15 protein-coding genes are annotated in these 18,282 nt (G+C 40.0%); 3 read left to right on the forward strand and 12 right to left on the reverse strand.

The annotated features are described in order from the left end of the window. A partial coding sequence (locus F607_RS29515) for a transposase (protein WP_027709385.1) occupies window positions 1–250 on the forward strand: 250 nt, incomplete at its 5' end. A gap of 120 nt (window positions 251–370) precedes the next feature. Here the strand turns inward: F607_RS29515 and F607_RS0112485 are convergent. The 12 genes from F607_RS0112485 to rpsU all read right to left on the reverse strand — a co-directional run bounded on the left by F607_RS0112485 (window position 371) and on the right by rpsU (window position 16,476). Further along, window positions 371–613 (reverse strand): hypothetical protein, encoded by a 243-nt coding sequence (locus F607_RS0112485; protein WP_038291216.1) that lies wholly within the window; start codon window positions 611–613, stop codon window positions 371–373. A 5-nt stretch (window positions 614–618) separates the two neighbouring features. Continuing rightward, window positions 619–1,137 carry a rhomboid family intramembrane serine protease gene (locus F607_RS0112490; protein WP_051311430.1) on the reverse strand — a complete coding sequence of 173 codons (519 nt, stop codon included), beginning with the start codon at window positions 1,135–1,137 and terminating at the stop codon, window positions 619–621. Between the two features lie 76 nt (window positions 1,138–1,213). After that, the gene (locus F607_RS0112495; RefSeq protein WP_027708353.1) at window positions 1,214–6,580 is read right to left on the reverse strand and encodes a DNA repair ATPase; all 5,367 of its coding nucleotides are present in this window, start codon (window positions 6,578–6,580) and stop codon (window positions 1,214–1,216) included. Window positions 6,581–6,889: 309 nt separating this feature from the next. Continuing rightward, complete coding sequence (locus F607_RS0112505; RefSeq protein ID WP_206196798.1) at window positions 6,890–9,001, reverse strand: flotillin family protein; 2,112 nt, start codon at window positions 8,999–9,001, stop codon at window positions 6,890–6,892. Between the two features lie 478 nt (window positions 9,002–9,479). Then, window positions 9,480–10,109 (reverse strand): DUF1449 family protein, encoded by a 630-nt coding sequence (locus F607_RS0112510; RefSeq protein ID WP_027708355.1) that lies wholly within the window; start codon window positions 10,107–10,109, stop codon window positions 9,480–9,482. Then, on the reverse strand, window positions 10,109–10,459 hold the full coding sequence (locus F607_RS0112515; RefSeq protein ID WP_027708356.1) for a hypothetical protein: 351 nt from the start codon (window positions 10,457–10,459) through the stop codon (window positions 10,109–10,111). The genes F607_RS0112510 and F607_RS0112515 overlap by 1 nt, the downstream gene beginning before the upstream one ends. A 45-nt stretch (window positions 10,460–10,504) precedes the next feature. Next, complete coding sequence (locus tag F607_RS0112520) at window positions 10,505–11,197, reverse strand: PspA/IM30 family protein (RefSeq protein WP_027708357.1); 693 nt, start codon at window positions 11,195–11,197, stop codon at window positions 10,505–10,507. 18 nt (window positions 11,198–11,215) lie between these two features. After that, window positions 11,216–11,623 carry a YjfI family protein gene (locus F607_RS0112525; protein WP_027708358.1) on the reverse strand — a complete coding sequence of 136 codons (408 nt, stop codon included), beginning with the start codon at window positions 11,621–11,623 and terminating at the stop codon, window positions 11,216–11,218. Window positions 11,624–11,785: 162 nt separating this feature from the next. Next, on the reverse strand, window positions 11,786–13,624 hold the full coding sequence (rpoD, locus tag F607_RS0112530) for an RNA polymerase sigma factor RpoD (RefSeq protein WP_027708359.1): 1,839 nt from the start codon (window positions 13,622–13,624) through the stop codon (window positions 11,786–11,788). 206 nt (window positions 13,625–13,830) lie between these two features. Next, window positions 13,831–15,669, reverse strand: a complete 1,839-nt coding sequence (gene dnaG, locus F607_RS0112535) for a DNA primase (RefSeq protein WP_027708360.1) — start codon at window positions 15,667–15,669, stop codon at window positions 13,831–13,833. 84 nt (window positions 15,670–15,753) lie between these two features. Further along, on the reverse strand, window positions 15,754–16,200 hold the full coding sequence (locus F607_RS0112540) for a GatB/YqeY domain-containing protein (protein WP_027708361.1): 447 nt from the start codon (window positions 16,198–16,200) through the stop codon (window positions 15,754–15,756). Window positions 16,201–16,260: 60 nt separating this feature from the next. Next, on the reverse strand, window positions 16,261–16,476 hold the full coding sequence (rpsU, locus tag F607_RS0112545) for a 30S ribosomal protein S21 (protein ID WP_027708362.1): 216 nt from the start codon (window positions 16,474–16,476) through the stop codon (window positions 16,261–16,263). Between the two features lie 286 nt (window positions 16,477–16,762). Between rpsU and tsaD the strand changes: the two genes are divergently transcribed. Further along, the gene (gene tsaD / locus F607_RS0112550) at window positions 16,763–17,788 is read left to right on the forward strand and encodes a tRNA (adenosine(37)-N6)-threonylcarbamoyltransferase complex transferase subunit TsaD (RefSeq protein WP_027708363.1); all 1,026 of its coding nucleotides are present in this window, start codon (window positions 16,763–16,765) and stop codon (window positions 17,786–17,788) included. Window positions 17,789–17,901: 113 nt separating this feature from the next. Then, window positions 17,902–18,264 (forward strand): dihydroneopterin aldolase, encoded by a 363-nt coding sequence (folB, locus tag F607_RS0112555; RefSeq protein WP_027708364.1) that lies wholly within the window; start codon window positions 17,902–17,904, stop codon window positions 18,262–18,264. Window positions 18,265–18,282 lie beyond the last annotated feature (18 nt).

The following is an 18,282-nucleotide window of genomic DNA, read 5'->3' on the forward strand; positions in this document are numbered from 1 at the left end:
GCTGTTTAATTATCCTGATGACATACGCAAAGCGATTTATACAACGAATGCCATTGAATCACTCAACAGCGTCATCCGAAAAGCGATTAAAAAGCGTAAATTGTTTCCAACGGATGATGCGGCAAGAAAAGTTATTTTCTTAGCGATTCAGGATGCATCAAAAAAGTGGACAATGCCGATTCGAAATTGGAAAGCGGCGTTAAATCGATTTATGATTGAGTTTGAGGATCGACTTAGACCCTATATTTAAAACTGGGCGGATACACAGAAATATTTACAGGGTCAATCTAGGGGCTTCTTTATTTGAAGGCCCCTTAAAAGTATATTATTTTTGCTTTCTTAAAAAAGCTTTTATTAGAGTCACTTATTATTAAAAGCTATACTTATCACGTACTTGAGCTATCTTGGCCTGCAACTCATCCGATATTTCTTCTATCCTTACTTTGTTAAGAATATTAGTTAATACTCTTTTCTCGTCATCATCAACAACTCCGTCACGGAGGGCGATAGTCATTAGCTGATCAAATTCGTTGGCATTTAACTTGCCATCACTTGCAAAAATATTTACCGCGTAGGTTGCCAACTTGATATAGTCGTGTGTTGTTGTATTCATAAAATTTATTCCTGTAATTTTTTCTTGGTAGGTGTTTGCTTATATAATAGCCAGGCCATGAGTCCACCACTTAACAGTCCTGCTAAGTGGCCTTCCCAAGAAACCTGTTGTGTATTGGGAAAAAGTCCGAAGATTAAACCGCTATAGGTGATGACGACAATAAGTGCGATGATAAGTGAAATGGGACTTCGATCAAACCAGGCTCGGCTGACAAGAAAACCAAAGTAACCATAAATCAGTACACTTGCTCCTATATGAATGGCTGTGCGACCAAACAGCCAGACAACGATACCGGATGCAATACTAATAAATAGTGTGGTTAAAAAGAAGTAATTGCTTCCACGTACAGCCACTAACAATCCTAAAATGGTGAAAGGAATACTATTGGTGAGTAAGTGGTCAAAACTACCATGTAAAAAACTCCAATAAAATATTGCAGTAAAGTGGCTTATGCTACGAGGAACTAGCCCAAACTGATTGAGCTGGTAACCTAGTAGAAGGTTGACTAAATGAATTAGCCACATAAAACTTAAAAGACCTATTACACTTTTCCAGCAGGAAATATTAGTAACCTTTGAATTAAGCATAGTGAATAATATTTTATTGACGGTCCAAAATGGCTTTAAATTGAGCTGATAACTCGTTAACTTTGCGCAATATATTTTGATCAAGTCCAATTTTATGATTCATGGTTGTAACGACAGGCATGAGTGAAGACTCTACTGTGTTTGCAAGGGCACTTAGTGATTGCTCCAGCACAGGGCTTGGCTGGTTAACAACATTGATAGAAAAATCCATGGTTTCAAGGTTTTTCTGGATCTGTTGGCAGGCATCACTTAACGCAGTAATATGTTGTAGACCATGACTACTTTCTACCAGACTTTCACCGATCATTGTCATTGCTTTACTGATATTACCCAGTTGATGCTGAAGCATTTTACTTGCTGCGAGAGACTGTTTCTGTTGTTGTCCCAGAGTCTGGTGTACTGTTTGCTGAAAACCAGTAAGGTGCTCTGACCAGGCTTGTGCCGATGTTGACTGGCTTAAGCTTTTTTCGATACCGGTTAAACCTTGGTTTAAGCTAGCAATTTGAAAAGCAATTTTAGTCAGTGTATCTTGTTCATCGCCGCCAAGGGCAATTCGTTTAGTGAACTCATCTTTGATTTTTTGCCAGCGAGTAGTCTCGTCGTCATTCAAAAACTGCATTATTTCTTTAAGCTTAAGTAGGTTTTCCTCTGCACCAAAAGTTAATGTTTGAGCTTCTCCTACATAGTGGTCAAGTATCAGGTTGTTTAACTCCTCACCATTCATAATGGCAACTACTTTTTCAGCCATTTTATTCATATTTCGGTAACTTCCTTGTAGTTTAAAAGGAGGCTCTGTTCTGTAAGCATCTGCTGTAGCAGCAGATTTTATGTAAGCTTGATTAACTTTAAGGACAAATTTTTGAATATGGAGAAGCTTTCGTAAAACACTTAATATTTCTTCAAGTTCAGCACCTGAATAGTCGTACTCTAACTGTCCATTTGCTGATTGTTTACCTTTAGCCATATCAATAAGATGATAAACGTCAGATAAACTACGAGTGGCTAATGGAGACAATACAGCGTTTGAGGTTAAACTGTTTTCAATGTAGCTTAATTCAAACGTTTCTTCTGAACCGCTGAGTATATCCCCTAGATTATAAATATCGGCACGGTTTGCGAGCATATCAGGTATTTTAAAGACCTCACCTGATTCTGTATAAGGGTTTCCAGCCATTGCGATGCAGAATTTTTTGCCTCTTAAATCATAGGTTTTGGTTTCACCATCCCAAACACCTTCTACCCGTCGCGTACCATCACACAGAGAAATAAATTTTTGTAAAAATTCAGGGTGTGTATGCTGTATATCATCTAAATACAACATGACATTATTGCCCATTTCAAAACTCAAGTTTAATTTTATAAGCTCTTGCTTTGCAGTTGCATTCGGGACTTCTTCAGGGTCAAGAGAAATGACTTGATGACCTAACGAGGGACAGTTCACTTTAACAAAGATGAGTCCCAAGCGGTTGGCGATATACTCCATTAATGTTGTTTTACCATAACCAGGAGGTGAAATAAGCAGTAATAGACCCATTAAGTCAGAGCGCTTCTGGTCACCTGCTGCTCCCATTTGTTTAGCTAAATTATCACCAATGATTTTAAAATAGACATCATTGATCAGTTTGTTTCGGACGAAGGAGGTGAGTGGCTTGGGGGTGAAATCATCAAGGCGTAATCGTTTACGCTCTTGCTCAAGGAGCTTATGCTTTATGCTGACAAGCTTTTCAAAGTTAACAGTGTCTGTTTGGGTAAAATACTGTAGACGGTTATTGAACTCAGCTAAAGAAAAGGGTAGCTCTCCCTGTTGAATTCGTGGATGATCTCCTAGCATACCTGAAATACTATTACTTTCGGGGAGTGATAGGGTTTTGAGAGACAGCTTTTTATTGGTTAAGATGACTGTCACTGCATCAGCAATAACAGTGTCACGTATACTCTCAGGTATATCTTTTGTTAATGCACTTAACCAATGATAAAGCAATTCCCATTGAGCTTGAAAATTATCACTTAATTCAATTAGTGTTTTTTCAAAAGCAGCATAATAATTCAAGTCATGAAGGGTCTTATCAAGCTGCTCTGCTAGTTGTTGTCCTTGGACACTAATCATAAACTGAGTAGAGGATACGGCTAACACGTCAACAAGGTATTTAGCGGTACTTGTTAAATCGATAGATGTATTAGGTGATTTGTCTTGATAGAATGCCTTTAAATTTTCCTCCAGCTCATGAACCAGGGCATTTAGCGCTTTACTTTCTCCCATCTTATTAGCCAGTATCAGGGCACCTAGAGCTTTACCTGATAGCATATTAACTTGTGAAGAGTTGCTTTGAATCGATAACCAAAAGTATGCAGCACAACATCTTGATAGCCCTGCATATTTTAATAAACCTTGTGTCTCTAAAGCGGTTAAATACACTGTTAGTATTTTAGCACAATCATGATCATGAATACCTTTTTGATAACCTTCTTGATAACGAGGTGTCATATATTCACGAATAGCTTTTATTAGTTGCTCATTATCATATTTTAGTTCTTGTAGCTTTGCTACTGACCAGCCTTGTTCAAAATTTTCAGCTGACTGGATAATCTGATAAGCTAAATATTCAGCTCGATAAACAAATTGATTTTCAGACGAAATGGTTTGATTCCAATAGTCTTTTAAGCTTTCAAGTGCTTCATGAGCAATAGGCTGGTAAAAATTTGTACCATTTAAGTGTAGATAAAGTTGACTATTTTTATGTATTAAACCAGTATCAAGCTGTTGTGTATTGACATTAAATAAATGCTTTCCGAGCTTTAATGTTTTACCTTGATCAGAGTATATTTCTGATTTATCTCGTAATGACTTGACTGCTTGATCTTTTATGCCTTTTAGTTGGGAGTGAAGGTCATCAGCTTTAACACTTTCTGTTAAGTTGATAAGCTGGTCTGAAAACGATTTAATTTTCAGCACCATGGCATCAGACGCAAAATAGGTATTAAGGTCTTCCACGGTAGTAAAACTTTGGCTGCGTCGTTCGATGCTTTTTAATACGCGTACTGCTGAATCATATAGATGTTGGGCTCGGCGTTGTCGCTCATCAAGCAGTGTTTGTTTAAGATTCTGGAATGTGTCGTATAACTCTTCACGCTTATTGAGAATTTCACCAAGATACTGTTCGTTTTCTGCAAACTGGCTTTCAATTTCTTCAAGCTGGATTGTTAGCTTCGTAAGCTCTTCATCGCAGCGTTCAGGCGTATCACTGACGCTGACTGCATTAGTAATACTAAGAGAAAATAGTTTAAACTGAGCGCCAAATTCGGCTACAGACTCTGTTGCTTTAATAGCTTTTAGTTTGTTCCGAGATTTAGCTTTTACCTGGTTTACCTGAGCATAAATTTCTGCCACTTTCTCCAGAATAATTGTCCTTTCTGGAGCCTCTTCAACTTCGAGTGTAGATAGAATATTGGTAAGTAAATCAAGACCTTCTGCTGTTTGTTCAACTTCATTCTGAATAGCCTTGAGTGACTTTGAATCTTCTGCTGTTGTAATTGACTCTTCAAATGTTTTGAGTTTTTGTTGGTAAGGGATTAGGGCTTCATCTTTACTAATGAAAGCAATTGTTTGCTGACTTATTTTGTCAATTATTTCATCTGTTTTTTTGTTGAGTTCTGCTAATCGTTCTTCGTTGATATAACGTGTATCTTGCAGAGTAAGAAGATGACCTTTTTGTTTTTTAAAGTCGTTTAAAGCAGTTACAAACTGTTCAGGGCTATCCCAGCGCTCAGGGGTTAGTCCACCTAACAATGTTTTTTGTTGCTGTTCTGCTTTGTTTAATGCATCTTCTGCTCGATGCTGTAAGTGTTGTACTTTTTTGAACTCATCAAGTACTAACTCTGCATTTTTGACAATTTCTTTGACAGATGGGGCCAGATCGCCCACCTCACTTTGATCTAACCAATAATAATTATCAAATAATGTATTGCATTGGTTTATGAGGGATGTATAAACTTGCGTACTTGGTTGTAGCTGTAGAATAGCTTTACTAATACTGTATAAGTCAGAAATTGCTCGCACAAGCTCAGCGTTACCTAACGTTGCAAATAAGCCTGTAGCTGTTTCTTGAGCACTGGCAAAGTCATCACTGACAAATGGCGTTTGCCAGATTTGCATAGGGTGAATATGTGTTGGTTCTTCACCACTATCTGAGAAAATAATCATTTTCCCATCAGGATATAAAGCGTAACCATGCCCTTCAATGGGGTTAGTTAACGTCTTGGTAATAAGGTTGTAAGCACATAACACTAAGCGCCCTGCAACAGGTTCATAATATACATAAAGTATATCTTCACCATTAGGTGATTTAATTGTACGTTTATAAACAAGATTTTCTGTGTTAATTGTTGAAAATGTTTTGTGCTCACCTGTAGTAAGATAATATCCCCCAGGATAAATTATTCCGTGATTTTCTGGTAACTGTTGGCATGAGTTGCCTAACTCATCTATCCGTGTGACAGTATTCAGAAGGGTATTAAATACTAAATACCGATACGATTCTTCACGATAAGGTTTTACTTTGAGTAAAATTAGATTAAACAAATCTGCATAGTAGATTTCTGCATCATCCAGTGATTGGTGCAAATCATCTACAGGTTCACTATATATACCTTGTCCATCAGTGGTGTTATTTTCAACTTTAACGGTAAGGTCACCATTAATCGTTTCAATAAACACCTTGTCAAGTATATTGATATGTGAATGCTTACCGAGTACATGATTATCTCGAGTTGTAGGCGTCCACTCAAAATCATGAGTAGCAGGCAGGGTAATATCACGTTCACCACGATTATCAATATAGCTAGGATTAGTACTATCCAAAGACCAGCGAAAGACACGAATATCACCTACTTTTTGTCCAATTTGGAATGCGGCAAGTAGCATATTGTTGGTGGCACGGAGCTGAATCAGCTTAGCATGTTTATAATATGTGTAGAGTTCTTTAAAATCGTCTAAAAACTTTTGGTCGTAAAGAAAACTTTTTTTTAATTCAATTGGAGTAATTTGTAACTCATTGGGGCCATCCTCAGAAAGTTGGTAAAGTGCAAAAACATCACTAATAGCATGTTCTTTTTTTAGCCCCATAAAAACATTAAAACCAAAAAGTAACTGGTTGCCTATTCTGACAATATCGCGTGCAACACAGTTATTCTCTGTTCTTGTTCGAACACGGTTTATGATTGAGATTTCTGTTTTGCCAAAGGCTGCAATACGTAGTTCATTTAACTGGGAAATTCTTTCATTAAGGGCTGATGCCTGCTGATGGAGCCGTGTTTTTAAAACTTCGTAGGCACCTTCTTGATGGACAGCTTGTTCCAGTACTTGTTCTGTATTATTCGTCACGGCTACAACCTCTTACTAAAACAGCTAAAGAAATCATCAATGTGTATACCCAGTTTGTTGAAGATAAAATGACTATTGTTTACATATAAAAGTGATGTGTCGGGTAATGATCGCTAGCTGAGTTTGGCATTCTGTTAATTTTGGGGTGGTTGAACTCATTAACTACTGTCTTCGTAGTGATGTGCAATTTGACTGTTTATTCAGCTTCACTTTGAAATATTGCTTTCCAAAACTTGTCGTTGACGAAGACATCAATGCTGGCCAAAATGCCGCCAGCATTGAGTAAAGCATTGTTAGCTTTTGTAGTTATCAAGCTTTTTCATCTTTGGCAGAGACTTGATCTATGGTATTCACGGATGCGTCCCCATTAGATTTACCCATAAATTGACTAAGCATGGTGGCAATAGATTGTAAAGTAACTGACTTATCAACAGCGCCATCAATAGCTTTTCCAACCGACAGGGCACTGGCAAATCGATCAAAGTATTGTCCATCACCACTGACAATATCGATGTTGGCTTGTTTTAAAGCTTCTGCCAGTACTTTTGCTTGCTCATGTGCAATTTCTTTATTGGCGGCAATAGATGACATATTTTCAGCATGTGAAGTATCCAGTTTCATACGGAACTCTTCATGTTCTCTGGCCACTTCGCTGATTTCACCCATAGCTGCAAATTTCTCACGTAAGCCATCAGCTTCAGCTTTAAATCGTTCTTTAATAGCTTCAGCCTCTGCAAGCCCTTGTTTTTCAATCGCTTCTGCTTCAGCAATTTTGACCTTAATATCCACCAAGGCCTGTTTCTCTTGACTAAGAGCGTCAGCTTCTTTAACCCGGACTTCAGCCATACCCAGCTGTTCTTTTCCTTGCGCTTCAGCTTGCATTTTTTCTGCAGACGCTTTGGCTTCTGCCAAGCCTTTTTGCTCAATACCCAAGGCTTCTGCGCGCATTTTTTCCTGCAAGACTTTCGCTTGTGCTAAGCCTTGTTTTTCATAACTGATAGCTTGAGCTTCATCAATCTCAGCTTTTGCTAATCCTGGTGCAGCTTGTTCGGCTTTAACACCTTCAGCAATGCGAATCTTGGCAGCTGCTTCTTTTTCAGACGTTTCAAGCTCGGCTTGAGCAATAGTCAACATTTCTTTGGCTGCAAATACAGCTTTTTGCTCAGCAGCTTCTGCGGCTTTAAGCTCTTTTACCAGTGATTCTTGCGCTTCTGCTTCCGCTTCCATAACACGTACATCTTTGGCTCGTTCCGCTTCAGACAGTACGCGTACCCTTTTGATATTTTCTTCTTCTTCTGCCACTGTTCGATCAACAGCAACCCGCTCGCGCGTGACATCAGCAATTGCTTTGCGTTCTTCTTCTAATGCTTTCTCTTTAGCAATACGTTGTAATTCAACTTCTTTTTCTCTGGAAATGGTTTCTAGCTGACGAACACGCTCAACTTTTTCTGTTTCGATGGCTACAGCCCGTTCGCGATTTTTTTCAGCAACTTCAATTTCGCGCTGTTTATTTTGTTGAAGCACCTCAATTTCCTGATCTGCTTGAATTCTGGCTTGCTCTGCTTTGAGATTTTCTTCTGTTGCAACACGATCAGACTCAGCTGTTTCTCGTGCTTGTATGTTGGCAATTTCACGCTGTTGGCGGGCCTCAGCATCAGCTTCCTGGCGCTCAAGCTCCAGAATCATCTCTCGTGATTCGACATTTTTCTTTTTGATTTGAAGCTCTTCTTCCCGCTTTAAATTATTGGTATTAACATTTTGAGCGGCAGTCAGCTCTGTTATTTTACGAATACCTTGTGCATCAAGAATATTTTCTTTATCAAGCAAGCTAATAGGAGTTTGTTCCAGATAGTCAATGGCTACATCTGTTAGTTCATAACCATCAAGATCATTAGAGCTTGTGCCAATTTGTTCAAGTATTTTTTCACGAAACAGTGCCCGTTCTCGATAAAGGTCTTCAAAATCCAGTTGCTTACCAACAGTTTTTAAGGCTTCGGAAAACTTTGCATTAAATAACTCCTCAAGTGTTTGAGGTGTGGATGCGCGTTCGCAACCAATGCGAGATGCTACTTGGAGAACAGCTTCAGCTGTCTTATTTATACGCACGAAAAAGGCAACATCAATATCTGCACGAATGTTATCTTTACAAATAAGACCTTCTTTACCTTTTCGGTTAATCTCAATCTTTTTTTGAGAGATATCCATAATTTCTTTCTTATGGATAACTGGAAGCACTAATTTTCCTGTAAAACTTACAATTGGGTCTTTTTTAAGAGTGTTAACGATAAGGGCTTTTCCTTGATCGACTTTTACATAAAATTTATTGATTAAAAGGGCAAACACAAAAATTATAAACAGTGTAATGCCTATACTTACAATAAAAGGCATCAAACTTGTCAATAAGTCGCCTTCACCGTGCATAAAATACTCCTTGGGGTAAATACTCGTTTAAGTGTTGAGATTATACTTGTCACAACTCTTTTTAATGGTTTACTCGTCACGTTTATTTATAATACTTTCAGTAAAGCCCTGACATTATTATAATTTTAGTAAAAATCATTGCTTGAAATAGTTAAGGCATCTTGTCGTAATTAATTAGCAAAGTTAATTGTATGCTAGCCATTATTAGTGTTACGACTTAATCAAGCCTAAAAAATTTGATTATAGCTATCGTATAACTCTAATTATTACACTTTTTTAAAAGAGCGAACTTTTAATCACTATGCAGTTCTAATGTGGTTTTTACACAATAATTAATATTTATGATCTGTACTTAAGTACTTTTTTTGGTAAATGAGTTACTGTCCAACTTGGTCTTCTCCGTTCTCTACTTGTGTGAGCTGCTGGGAAAGTTGAGCATAACGTTCTGGTGTAATGGGTTATAGATTAGATCGAACCTTTAATCAATGCTGGCAACTTTATAAATATTTTTATCTGGATTGCAATCAATAATAAGAACTTTGTCACCTTTGTGGATGGTGTTAGGTTCACTTGATCGAATATGAATGATAATTGAGTCACTGTCTTTTGTTACTTCTGCTCGACCAAAGTGTTCATCAACTTTGCTACTTGTCACAATACAAGTAGTGCCTACAATGGAACCCAAACGACTGTCATGGGTTTGAAATAAGGGTCTTAATGGTTGAATGATACGTGCTGTAATTGGCACAGATATAAGGAAGCTAATAACAATACAAGCAAGTCCGAGAACGTTGTGAATCCAGCCAGGTTCAAGTAGCTGTAATAGATAGAAATCTGTAAAGTAAGTGAGAATCCAGCTTAGTAAAACGAGTAGGCTTATGACAATCGTCAGGGGCACACCTGTGAGTCCACAAGAAATCAAAAGGCCACTGATAGATCCCGTTAATCCGGTAAACTCAATATCACCATCAATATCAAGATCTAAATCCAGAATATCTATGTCAAGTAAGCCAATTAATGACAGTAGCCAGTAAGCTAGAATAAATGCTAACAGTACAGAGTATACGATAGTTGGAAAAGAAGAAATGATGTTAAGAAATGCTACCATTATTCATCTGTCCGAGTTTGTGGTTTAGCTAAAGCGTGTTCAATAAGAGCTTCAGCTGCTTTGTGTTTAATCTGTACTTTATCATCTGGAGCCAGCTCAAACTTTTCAGCAAGAAAGATAAAGTCGTCAGGTGACAATGAGATAGATAAGCGTGGCCTTTGAGGCTTTTTGTTAACCGGCAGTCCAAGAATTTCTCGAATGAGATCCGAGGGGTTTAGGTGTTTATCTACGGCTTCTCGTCGAATAGATAAATGGATTTCCTCACCCAGGTCGAATGCTACTTGAACAGCTTTAAGTGCTTTTTTTTCCTGTTGCCACTTTTCAGGCAATATAGCTTTTTTCTTAGCCATATCCAGTTACAATTATTAAGTTAGTGTAAAATTAAATAACAAAAATTAGTCATTTTGTTGACTTTGTTTTATTTTTTCTAAAATGTCTTCTGCTCGGTTGTTTTTAATGATTCCTGCTTCAGTTAACTTTTTCTCCAACTGTTTATCTTCTGACTCATTGGCAAGTTGATCTGCAGCTTGTTGCTTGTATTTTTCTTCCTCTTGCTGCTTGGCGATGCGGTCAAGAGTTTCTTTTGCGGTGATTAATTTTGAATTGCCTGCAGAGAAGTTAGCGGAAATAGTTGATGTAGTTTGTTGTACTTTTTCTGTGGTTTTAACCATAGCCAGTTGGCGCTGATAGTCCCGCAATTGTCGTTCTGTTTTTTGAATCAGTACTTTTAATTGATTGGTATTACTTTGATAGTCTACGACAGTTTGTTTTACTTGGTTATGTTCACTTTCGAGCGCTGCAATTTTTTCTGCGATTTCCAGGGCCAGTGACTCGTTTTGGTTTTTTAAGGCTTCTTTTACGTAGTTTTCATGCTTTTTTATATCAAGTTGGACTTTTTGCAGCTCATCTTCTGACTGGAGTTGCTTGGCAAGTAGTGTAGTCAGTTCTACTTTAGCTTCTTGTAAGTGTTGTTCAGCTTCAGTAATTTCCTGCTCAAATATACGTGTACTGTTAGCATCAATAATAGCATCACCAAGTTCACGGGCACTGCTTCGTAAAGCGGTAAGTAATTTTTGCATGACATTCATAGTGAGTACTCCTAAAACCTACTTTAAAAACGTTTGTAGTGCTGTGGTCGCTTCTAGTGCATTTTCATGTAATGTGATTATTTCATGAATAATGTCATCAAAAGAGGAGTGGATTGATAATGCTCCAAAAATTAAGTATTTATCTCCTGATTTAGCAAATGATGAGAGAGGCATGGGCACATTAAGTTCTAGTAATGACTCAAGTAATGATAATCGATGTTCCTCAATGATTTGCTCTTCTGTCCATAAGTAGGCAATGCAGAGGGTTTGTTGCTCTGTGATGGTTAAAAAAATAGGTAATGGATCTAAGTTGGTTACAGTTATTTGAAGTACGTCGGGGCAGCCAGGTATTGGCTGACAGTCAAACTCATAGCCTTCATGTTGAAGCAGGTTATTAAAGCGCAGAGCAAGATCTTGAATGTGCATATTACCTCCGCGATGCAATGAGAGTTGCATAGTGGCAAAAATGACATATTATGTCAAATTCGGCTGATAAGAGGTTTTCTATTACTAACAATAGAAAAAGCAGGCGTTTTGTGAAGGAGAAAGGGAAAGGTGAAAGCGAACGTGTCACTTTCACCCATAGGATTACTCGTCTAAGAAGCTGCGTAGATGGTCAGAACGGGTAGGGTGGCGCAGCTTACGTAAAGCTTTGGCCTCTATTTGTCTTATACGCTCACGGGTTACATCGAACTGTTTACCGACCTCTTCTAAGGTGTGATCAGTATTCATATCGATACCAAAGCGCATACGTAGTACTTTAGCTTCACGAGCTGTAAGTCCAGAAAGCACTTCACGTGTTGCTTCACGAAGTCCTTCAATCGTAGCAGAGTCCACTGGAGACTGTATGGTGATATCTTCGATAAAATCACCTAAGTGGGAGTCTTCATCATCACCAATTGGAGTTTCCATGGAGATGGGCTCTTTAGCGATTTTGAGCACTTTACGAATTTTATCTTCCGGCATATCCATACGTTCGGCTAACTCTTCTGGAGTTGCTTCACGCCCCATTTCCTGCAGCATTTGCCGAGAAATACGATTGAGCTTGTTAATTGTCTCAATCATGTGGACAGGGATACGGATTGTTCTGGCCTGGTCAGCAATAGAGCGGGTGATAGCCTGTCGAATCCACCAGGTAGCATAGGTCGAAAACTTATAACCCCGGCGGTACTCAAACTTATCTACGGCTTTCATCAAGCCAATATTACCTTCCTGAATCAGGTCCAGAAACTGTAGGCCACGATTGGTGTATTTCTTGGCAATGGAAATAACCAAGCGTAAGTTGGCTTCAACCATTTCTTTCTTGGCGCGGCGTGCTCGGGCTTCACCAATTGACATGCGCCGATTAATTTCTTTAATTTCCTGAATGCTTAATTGAAACTTTTCTTCAATAGCAGCCAGTTTTCGTTGAGCACGCTGAATATCCTCAAGTTGCTCGGCAAGGACAGGAGAGTACTTTTCATTTCGAGCAATGAGTTCTGGAGCCCACTCTTGGTTTGTTTCGTTGCCTGGAAACTCCTTTAGGAAGTTTTTTCTAGGCATTTTGGCTAGACGAACACAGCTTTGCATAATAGCGCGCTCATTTCTCCTGATACGCTCAAGTGCATAGCGAACACGAAAAACGAGTAAATCAAACTGTCTAGGAACAAGCTTCAGCGGCATGAAGTATTCAGCAGCTGAGGCGAGAGCCTGGCCAGCTTCTTTAGAGTGACGGCCATGAGCTTCAATGGCCTTTAATGCTTCAGCAAAGTGATCATACAACGCAGTGAAACGGATTCTGGCTTCTTCTGGGTCAGGCCCAGTATCTTTTTCTTCGTCAGAGTCTTCTTCGTCTTCATCATCTAGCTCCATAAGGATTTCTTCGTCATCCTCAGGATTAAACTCTTCATTATTGATCGCTGCTGGCTCATTGCTATCTGGATCAATATAACCGCTGATCAGATCACTTAAACGGCCTTCTTCAGTGACAATACGGTTGTACTCTTCCAACACAATTTCAACGGAACCAGGAAAGTATGAGAGTGCAGACATTACCTCTCGTATACCTTCTTCAATCCGCTTTGCGATAGAAATTTCACCTTCTCGGGTGAGCAGCTCGACGGTACCCATTTCTCGCATATACATGCGAACAGGGTCAGTGGTGCGTCCAGCTTCTTGTTCTACTGCGGCTAATGCAGCGGCAGCTTCTTCAGCAGCGGCTTCATCTGTATCAGCTTCATTGAGTAACAACGTGTCGACATCAGGAGCTGCTTCATAAACTGCAATTCCCATGTCATTAATCATGCGGATAATATCTTCAACCTGATCCGGATCTGAGATATCCTCTGGTAAATGATCATTTACCTCGGCATAAGTAAGGTAGCCTTGCTCCTTACCTTTAGAAATAAGCTCTTTCAAGCGAGACTGTTGCTGCGAATTTCCGGACATAGTAACCCTTTAACAACGAACTCAGACGTGCCGACGAAATGGTAAGCCGCCTATTATAGCCTAAACCCCCGATTTTCTTCTAGATATTCTTCTGCAGAACTTTACAGTTATGTAGATGGGGTACGCCTCATTAGATATCAACCCTACTCAATATTTTCTTACCAAGGCATTCGCTTTGGCAAAGAAATAAATGAAATACAGTTCATTTAACGTTTGCTTTGGCGCAGCTGTTCAAAAGCGCGCAAGAATGCTTCTTTTTTGGATGCATCCATAGACTTTAAATTTTTGAACTGACTTAACTCCTGATAAGTGTCCTCTAAGTTTAGCTGCTGTTGCAGTCTTGTTAAGGCTTCAAGAAAAACTTCTTTACTTGCTTGGCCTGTTTGGGGAGGAGGACGGTTTAGAACAGCTGCGTAAATATTGCCAAGTGGTGTATTGTATAGTTCACCAATTAAGTGTCCCACGGAAGCTTGGGGGTTATCCTTTAGTAGTTTCAGCATTACGGCGAGTAAGCGAGTATGCTCACTTTGATCATTAGCAAGCCGGTCAGAATTTTCTACTTGTTCAGCAAACTCAGGGTATTTAGATAATAAATACACTGCTACTTGAGCGGGCGTTAAGGATACACTTAATTTACTTGCACTGACAAAATTTTTAGCTGGGTATCTGGAGGTTTTTTTTTCTGAATACTGGTTAGCTTGGTTTATAGATGGTTCAGCAATTGTTTGGGTAGTTTGCTGAGTTGCAGCATGTGATAGCTCACTGAGTGCTTGCTCACTAAGACCTGTAAGTTCTGCTAAATGCCCCAGCATTAATTGATGGAAAACCCCTTGGGGGAGCTGTTCAATATAAGGCTTTGCTAGAGCAGCAAGTCTTGCTTTACCATCCATGTGCTGAATATCAACTTGCTCACAAAGTGTATGAAAAAAGTAGTCAGCAATACTTTGGCTGTTGGATTTTAAACGTGCAAGAAAGGCTTGCTGGCCTTCTTTGCGAACCAGGCTATCAGGATCTTCTCCTTCTGGTAAAAATAGAAATTTGGCTTGAAAGCCGTCTTGCATGAAAGGAAGGGTGGTTTCTAATGCTCGCCAGGCGGCTTTTCTTCCTGCCTCATCACCATCAAAACAGTAAATAACTTCTTTTACAGTTTTAAAAAGGCGAGTTACATGCTCTTGACTAACAGCAGTACCTAAGGTTGCTACCGCATTTTTAATGCCGTGCTGGGCTAAAGCAACGACATCCATATAGCCTTCAACAACAAGCAAAAAATCCAACTGACGTTGCTGTTGTCGAGCTTCAAATAGCCCATACAATTCTTGCCGTTTAAGAAAAATAGGGGTTTCAGGTGAGTTTAGGTATTTTGGCTTATCGTTTGGACTCAGTACTCGGCCACCAAAGCCAATATAACGACCTCTAATGTCTCTTATCGGAAAAATTAAACGGTGTCTGAAGCGGTCATAGACTGATTGCTTTTCAGGGTTTTCAATAACTAACCCTGCTGTCAGCAGGTGCTTGGTATTTTCAGGAGACTGATCAAAGTGTTCCAGTAAGTTTTGCCAGCCAGCTGGAGCATAGCCAATAGCATACTGTTTTAATGTTGCTGCCGATAACCCTCTTTGTTGGACATAATGCTGTGCAGCGTGCCCTGAAGGTTTAAATAATTGCTGTTGAAAAAATGTTGCAGATTGTTTAGTTATTTCAAATAAAGCTTCAAAACGATGAGTTTGTCGCTGATATTGCTGGGCTTCTCTTGGAACATCAAGACCTAAAGATTGAGCTAGTTGCTCAACTGCTTGGGGAAAGTCAAGCTGGTCAAACTCGATGATAAAGCGAAGTGCATTGCCTGCCGCACCACAGCCAAAGCAATAGTAGAACTGCTTGTCAGGGCTGACTGTGAAGGAGGGGGTTTTTTCCTGATGAAAAGGGCAGCAAGCAGCAAGATTCTTACCGGTTTTCTTGAGTTGAACACGACTTCCAATAACGTCAACGATATCGGTTCGTGCCAATAAATCATCAATGAAGCTTTGGGGAATTAAGCCGCTCATAACAGGAGTATAAATGGCCTTAGCTGTGATATATAGGCTCGCACTAAAAGGAGTTCTATCACAGCTAGTGGAAGTAAGATGTTATTAGGTCAGTTTACTTTTAATGAGTTTACTAACCTCGGCCATATCAGCACGTCCGAGAACTTTGGGCTTTAAGTGTTCTACGACCAATCTCATATCTTTCATTGATTGAGCGGACGTTTGAACTATGGCTTCAGTCACAAGAGACTCTAGCTCAGAGGCAGTTAAGGCGGTTGGTAGGAAGCTCTGTAAAACTTCAATTTCGGCGCGTTCTCTTGCAGACAAATCTTCGCGGCCGGCGCTTTCAAACTGTTTAAGTGATTCACGACGCTGCTTTACCATTTTATCTAAAATAGTTGTGCATCTAGAGTCGTCGAGTTCCACTCGCTCATCAATCTCTACTCGTTTTAACTCAGAGAGAGCCATACGAAGGGTAGAGAGTTTGAGCTTTTCTTTGGCGCGCAGGGCATCCTTTACCGCCTCATTTAGGCGTTCTTTAATTGTTGCCATTGGAATTTTCTACGTAAGTTGAGAGCGAAAAGTCAGATCTACGTAGTGCTGGCAATAAAATTAATAGAGACGTTCGCGACGACGTTGCTCACGTTGAAGCTTTTTAGCTAAACGCTTAACAGCCGCTGCTGCTTTACGCTTACGAACAGATGTGGGCTTTTCGTAATGCTCACGACGGCGAACTTCAGCCAATACACCGGCTTTTTCACAAGAGCGTTTGAAACGACGTAATGCAACGTCAAAGGGTTCGTTATCTTTAACTTTTACCGCTGGCATGCAGACCTTACCTTCTTCCTCTTTTGGTTAATGATTAAGCAATCTATGCTTTGCAATTTTAGACCATTTCAAGGGCAGCGAATATTAAAGCGTTCTGGCAATAAATGCAAAGGTATAAGTAAAAAAATGTCGTTTTTTTGTGCAAAACAATAGTGAAATGGTTGGATACGTTGAAAAGCGAGTATTTGGCTTCAGTTGTGCTAGAACAATCAATGGGTGCATTGTTGGACGTGGAAGATTATCATGTGCGCCTTATTGCATTTCTATGAGCGTGATTCAAGTTGTTATGAAGGTGTTGGGAATCGAAACGTCTTGCGACGAAACAGGTATTGCAGTGTATGACAGTGAGTTAGGCCTTCAGGCTCATGCACTGTTTAGTCAGGTTGATATTCATGCTGAATATGGTGGTGTAGTCCCAGAGCTTGCTTCCAGAGATCATGTTCGTCGCATTTTACCTTTAATCGATAGTGTGCTGGCGAGTGCAGGTGTAGCAAAGAGTGATATTGAAGCTATTGCTTATACTCGTGGTCCGGGCTTGATTGGTGCGTTGATGGTGGGGGCAGCTGTTGCCCAGGCGTTGGCTTTTGTCTGGAAGGTACCTACGATTGGTGTTCATCATATGGAAGGACATCTGTTAGCGCCGATGCTCGAAGCAGTTCCTCCTGCATTTCCATTTGTTGCATTGTTGGTGTCTGGTGGACACACGCAGCTGGTTGCTGTTAATGGGATGGGAGACTATGAGCTACTGGGGGAGTCGGTTGATGACGCGGCTGGTGAAGCATTTGATAAAGCCGCTAAAATGCTGGGCCTTGGTTACCCTGGTGGTCCCGTGATAGCGAAGCTGGCGACTCAGGGGAATGCTGCTCGCTATCGTTTCCCCCGGCCAATGACCGATCGACCGGGGCTAGATTTTAGCTTTAGTGGTTTAAAAACGTATACCCTTAATACCACCATCGAAGCTAAGGAAAATGATACTTTTGATCAACAAACCCAGGCTGATATTGCGTTTGCCTTCCAAGAGGCAGTTGTTGAGACATTAGCGATAAAGTGCCGTAGAGCATTGCAGCAAACAAATATGAACACACTTGTAATAGCAGGAGGCGTCAGTGCTAACCTGGCTCTTCGTAAACGGCTAGAAGCAGTGGTTGCTAAGTTGGGAGCACAGGTCTTCTATGCAAGACCAGAGTTTTGCACAGATAATGGCGCTATGATTGCTTATGCGGGTTGCCAACGCTTATTAGCTGGGCAATCTGACAGTTTGGGCATTAAGCCAAAACCCCGTTGGCCAATGACAGAATTATCAAAAGTTTAGTAGCGCAAATATTCAGTCACTAAGCAAAAAAACTTGGGTGACTATATTAAAGGCCTTGTTGCTGATATCACCGTTTTCAGTGGGTGGTTATTCATTTATTACTGGGAGAGGGTGTGGATAAAGTTATTATTGAACAGCTTAAAGTGAGTGCGCTAATTGGAGTTTATGACTGGGAACGAGAACAGCCTCAGTCACTCTTTATGGACCTGGTTTTATACTATGATTTGTCGCCCGCGATGGGTTCAGATAATCTGGAAGACTCACTGGATTATGCTGCTGTTGCTGATGCTGTGTCAGCCTTTTGTGCGTCAAGTAACTATCTAATGTTAGAAGCTTTGGCTGGTGGTCTATTAAAACACATATTTGTAACCTTTCCTGTCGAGCATATTCGGTTGAAAATTCGTAAGCCTGAAGCACTTCCAGATGCTGTGGCAGCGATAGAATGCGAACGTTCTCGAGCAGCAATGATGAGTTGAATTAGGGTCATGTAGATT

The sequence above is a fragment of the Zooshikella ganghwensis DSM 15267 genome (assembly GCF_000428585.1).
GTDB classification, from domain to species: domain Bacteria; phylum Pseudomonadota; class Gammaproteobacteria; order Pseudomonadales; family Zooshikellaceae; genus Zooshikella; species Zooshikella ganghwensis.

Bases quoted from the DNA above. Each gene is read 5' to 3' on its own strand.
- F607_RS0112485 (WP_038291216.1), bottom strand. From the start codon at position 613: ATGAATACAACAACACACGACTATATCAAGTTGGCAACCTACGCGGTA.
- F607_RS0112490 (WP_051311430.1), bottom strand. From the start codon at position 1,137: ATGTGGCTAATTCATTTAGTCAACCTTCTACTAGGTTACCAGCTCAAT.
- F607_RS0112505 (WP_206196798.1), bottom strand. From the start codon at position 9,001: ATGCACGGTGAAGGCGACTTATTGACAAGTTTGATGCCTTTTATTGTA.
- F607_RS0112510 (WP_027708355.1), bottom strand. From the start codon at position 10,109: ATGGTAGCATTTCTTAACATCATTTCTTCTTTTCCAACTATCGTATAC.
- F607_RS0112515 (WP_027708356.1), bottom strand. From the start codon at position 10,459: ATGGCTAAGAAAAAAGCTATATTGCCTGAAAAGTGGCAACAGGAAAAA.
- F607_RS0112520 (WP_027708357.1), bottom strand. From the start codon at position 11,197: ATGAATGTCATGCAAAAATTACTTACCGCTTTACGAAGCAGTGCCCGT.
- F607_RS0112525 (WP_027708358.1), bottom strand. From the start codon at position 11,623: ATGCACATTCAAGATCTTGCTCTGCGCTTTAATAACCTGCTTCAACAT.
- rpoD (WP_027708359.1), bottom strand. From the start codon at position 13,624: ATGTCCGGAAATTCGCAGCAACAGTCTCGCTTGAAAGAGCTTATTTCT.
- dnaG (WP_027708360.1), bottom strand. From the start codon at position 15,669: ATGAGCGGCTTAATTCCCCAAAGCTTCATTGATGATTTATTGGCACGA.
- F607_RS0112540 (WP_027708361.1), bottom strand. From the start codon at position 16,200: ATGGCAACAATTAAAGAACGCCTAAATGAGGCGGTAAAGGATGCCCTG.
- rpsU (WP_027708362.1), bottom strand. From the start codon at position 16,476: ATGCCAGCGGTAAAAGTTAAAGATAACGAACCCTTTGACGTTGCATTA.
- tsaD (WP_027708363.1), top strand. From the start codon at position 16,763: ATGAAGGTGTTGGGAATCGAAACGTCTTGCGACGAAACAGGTATTGCA.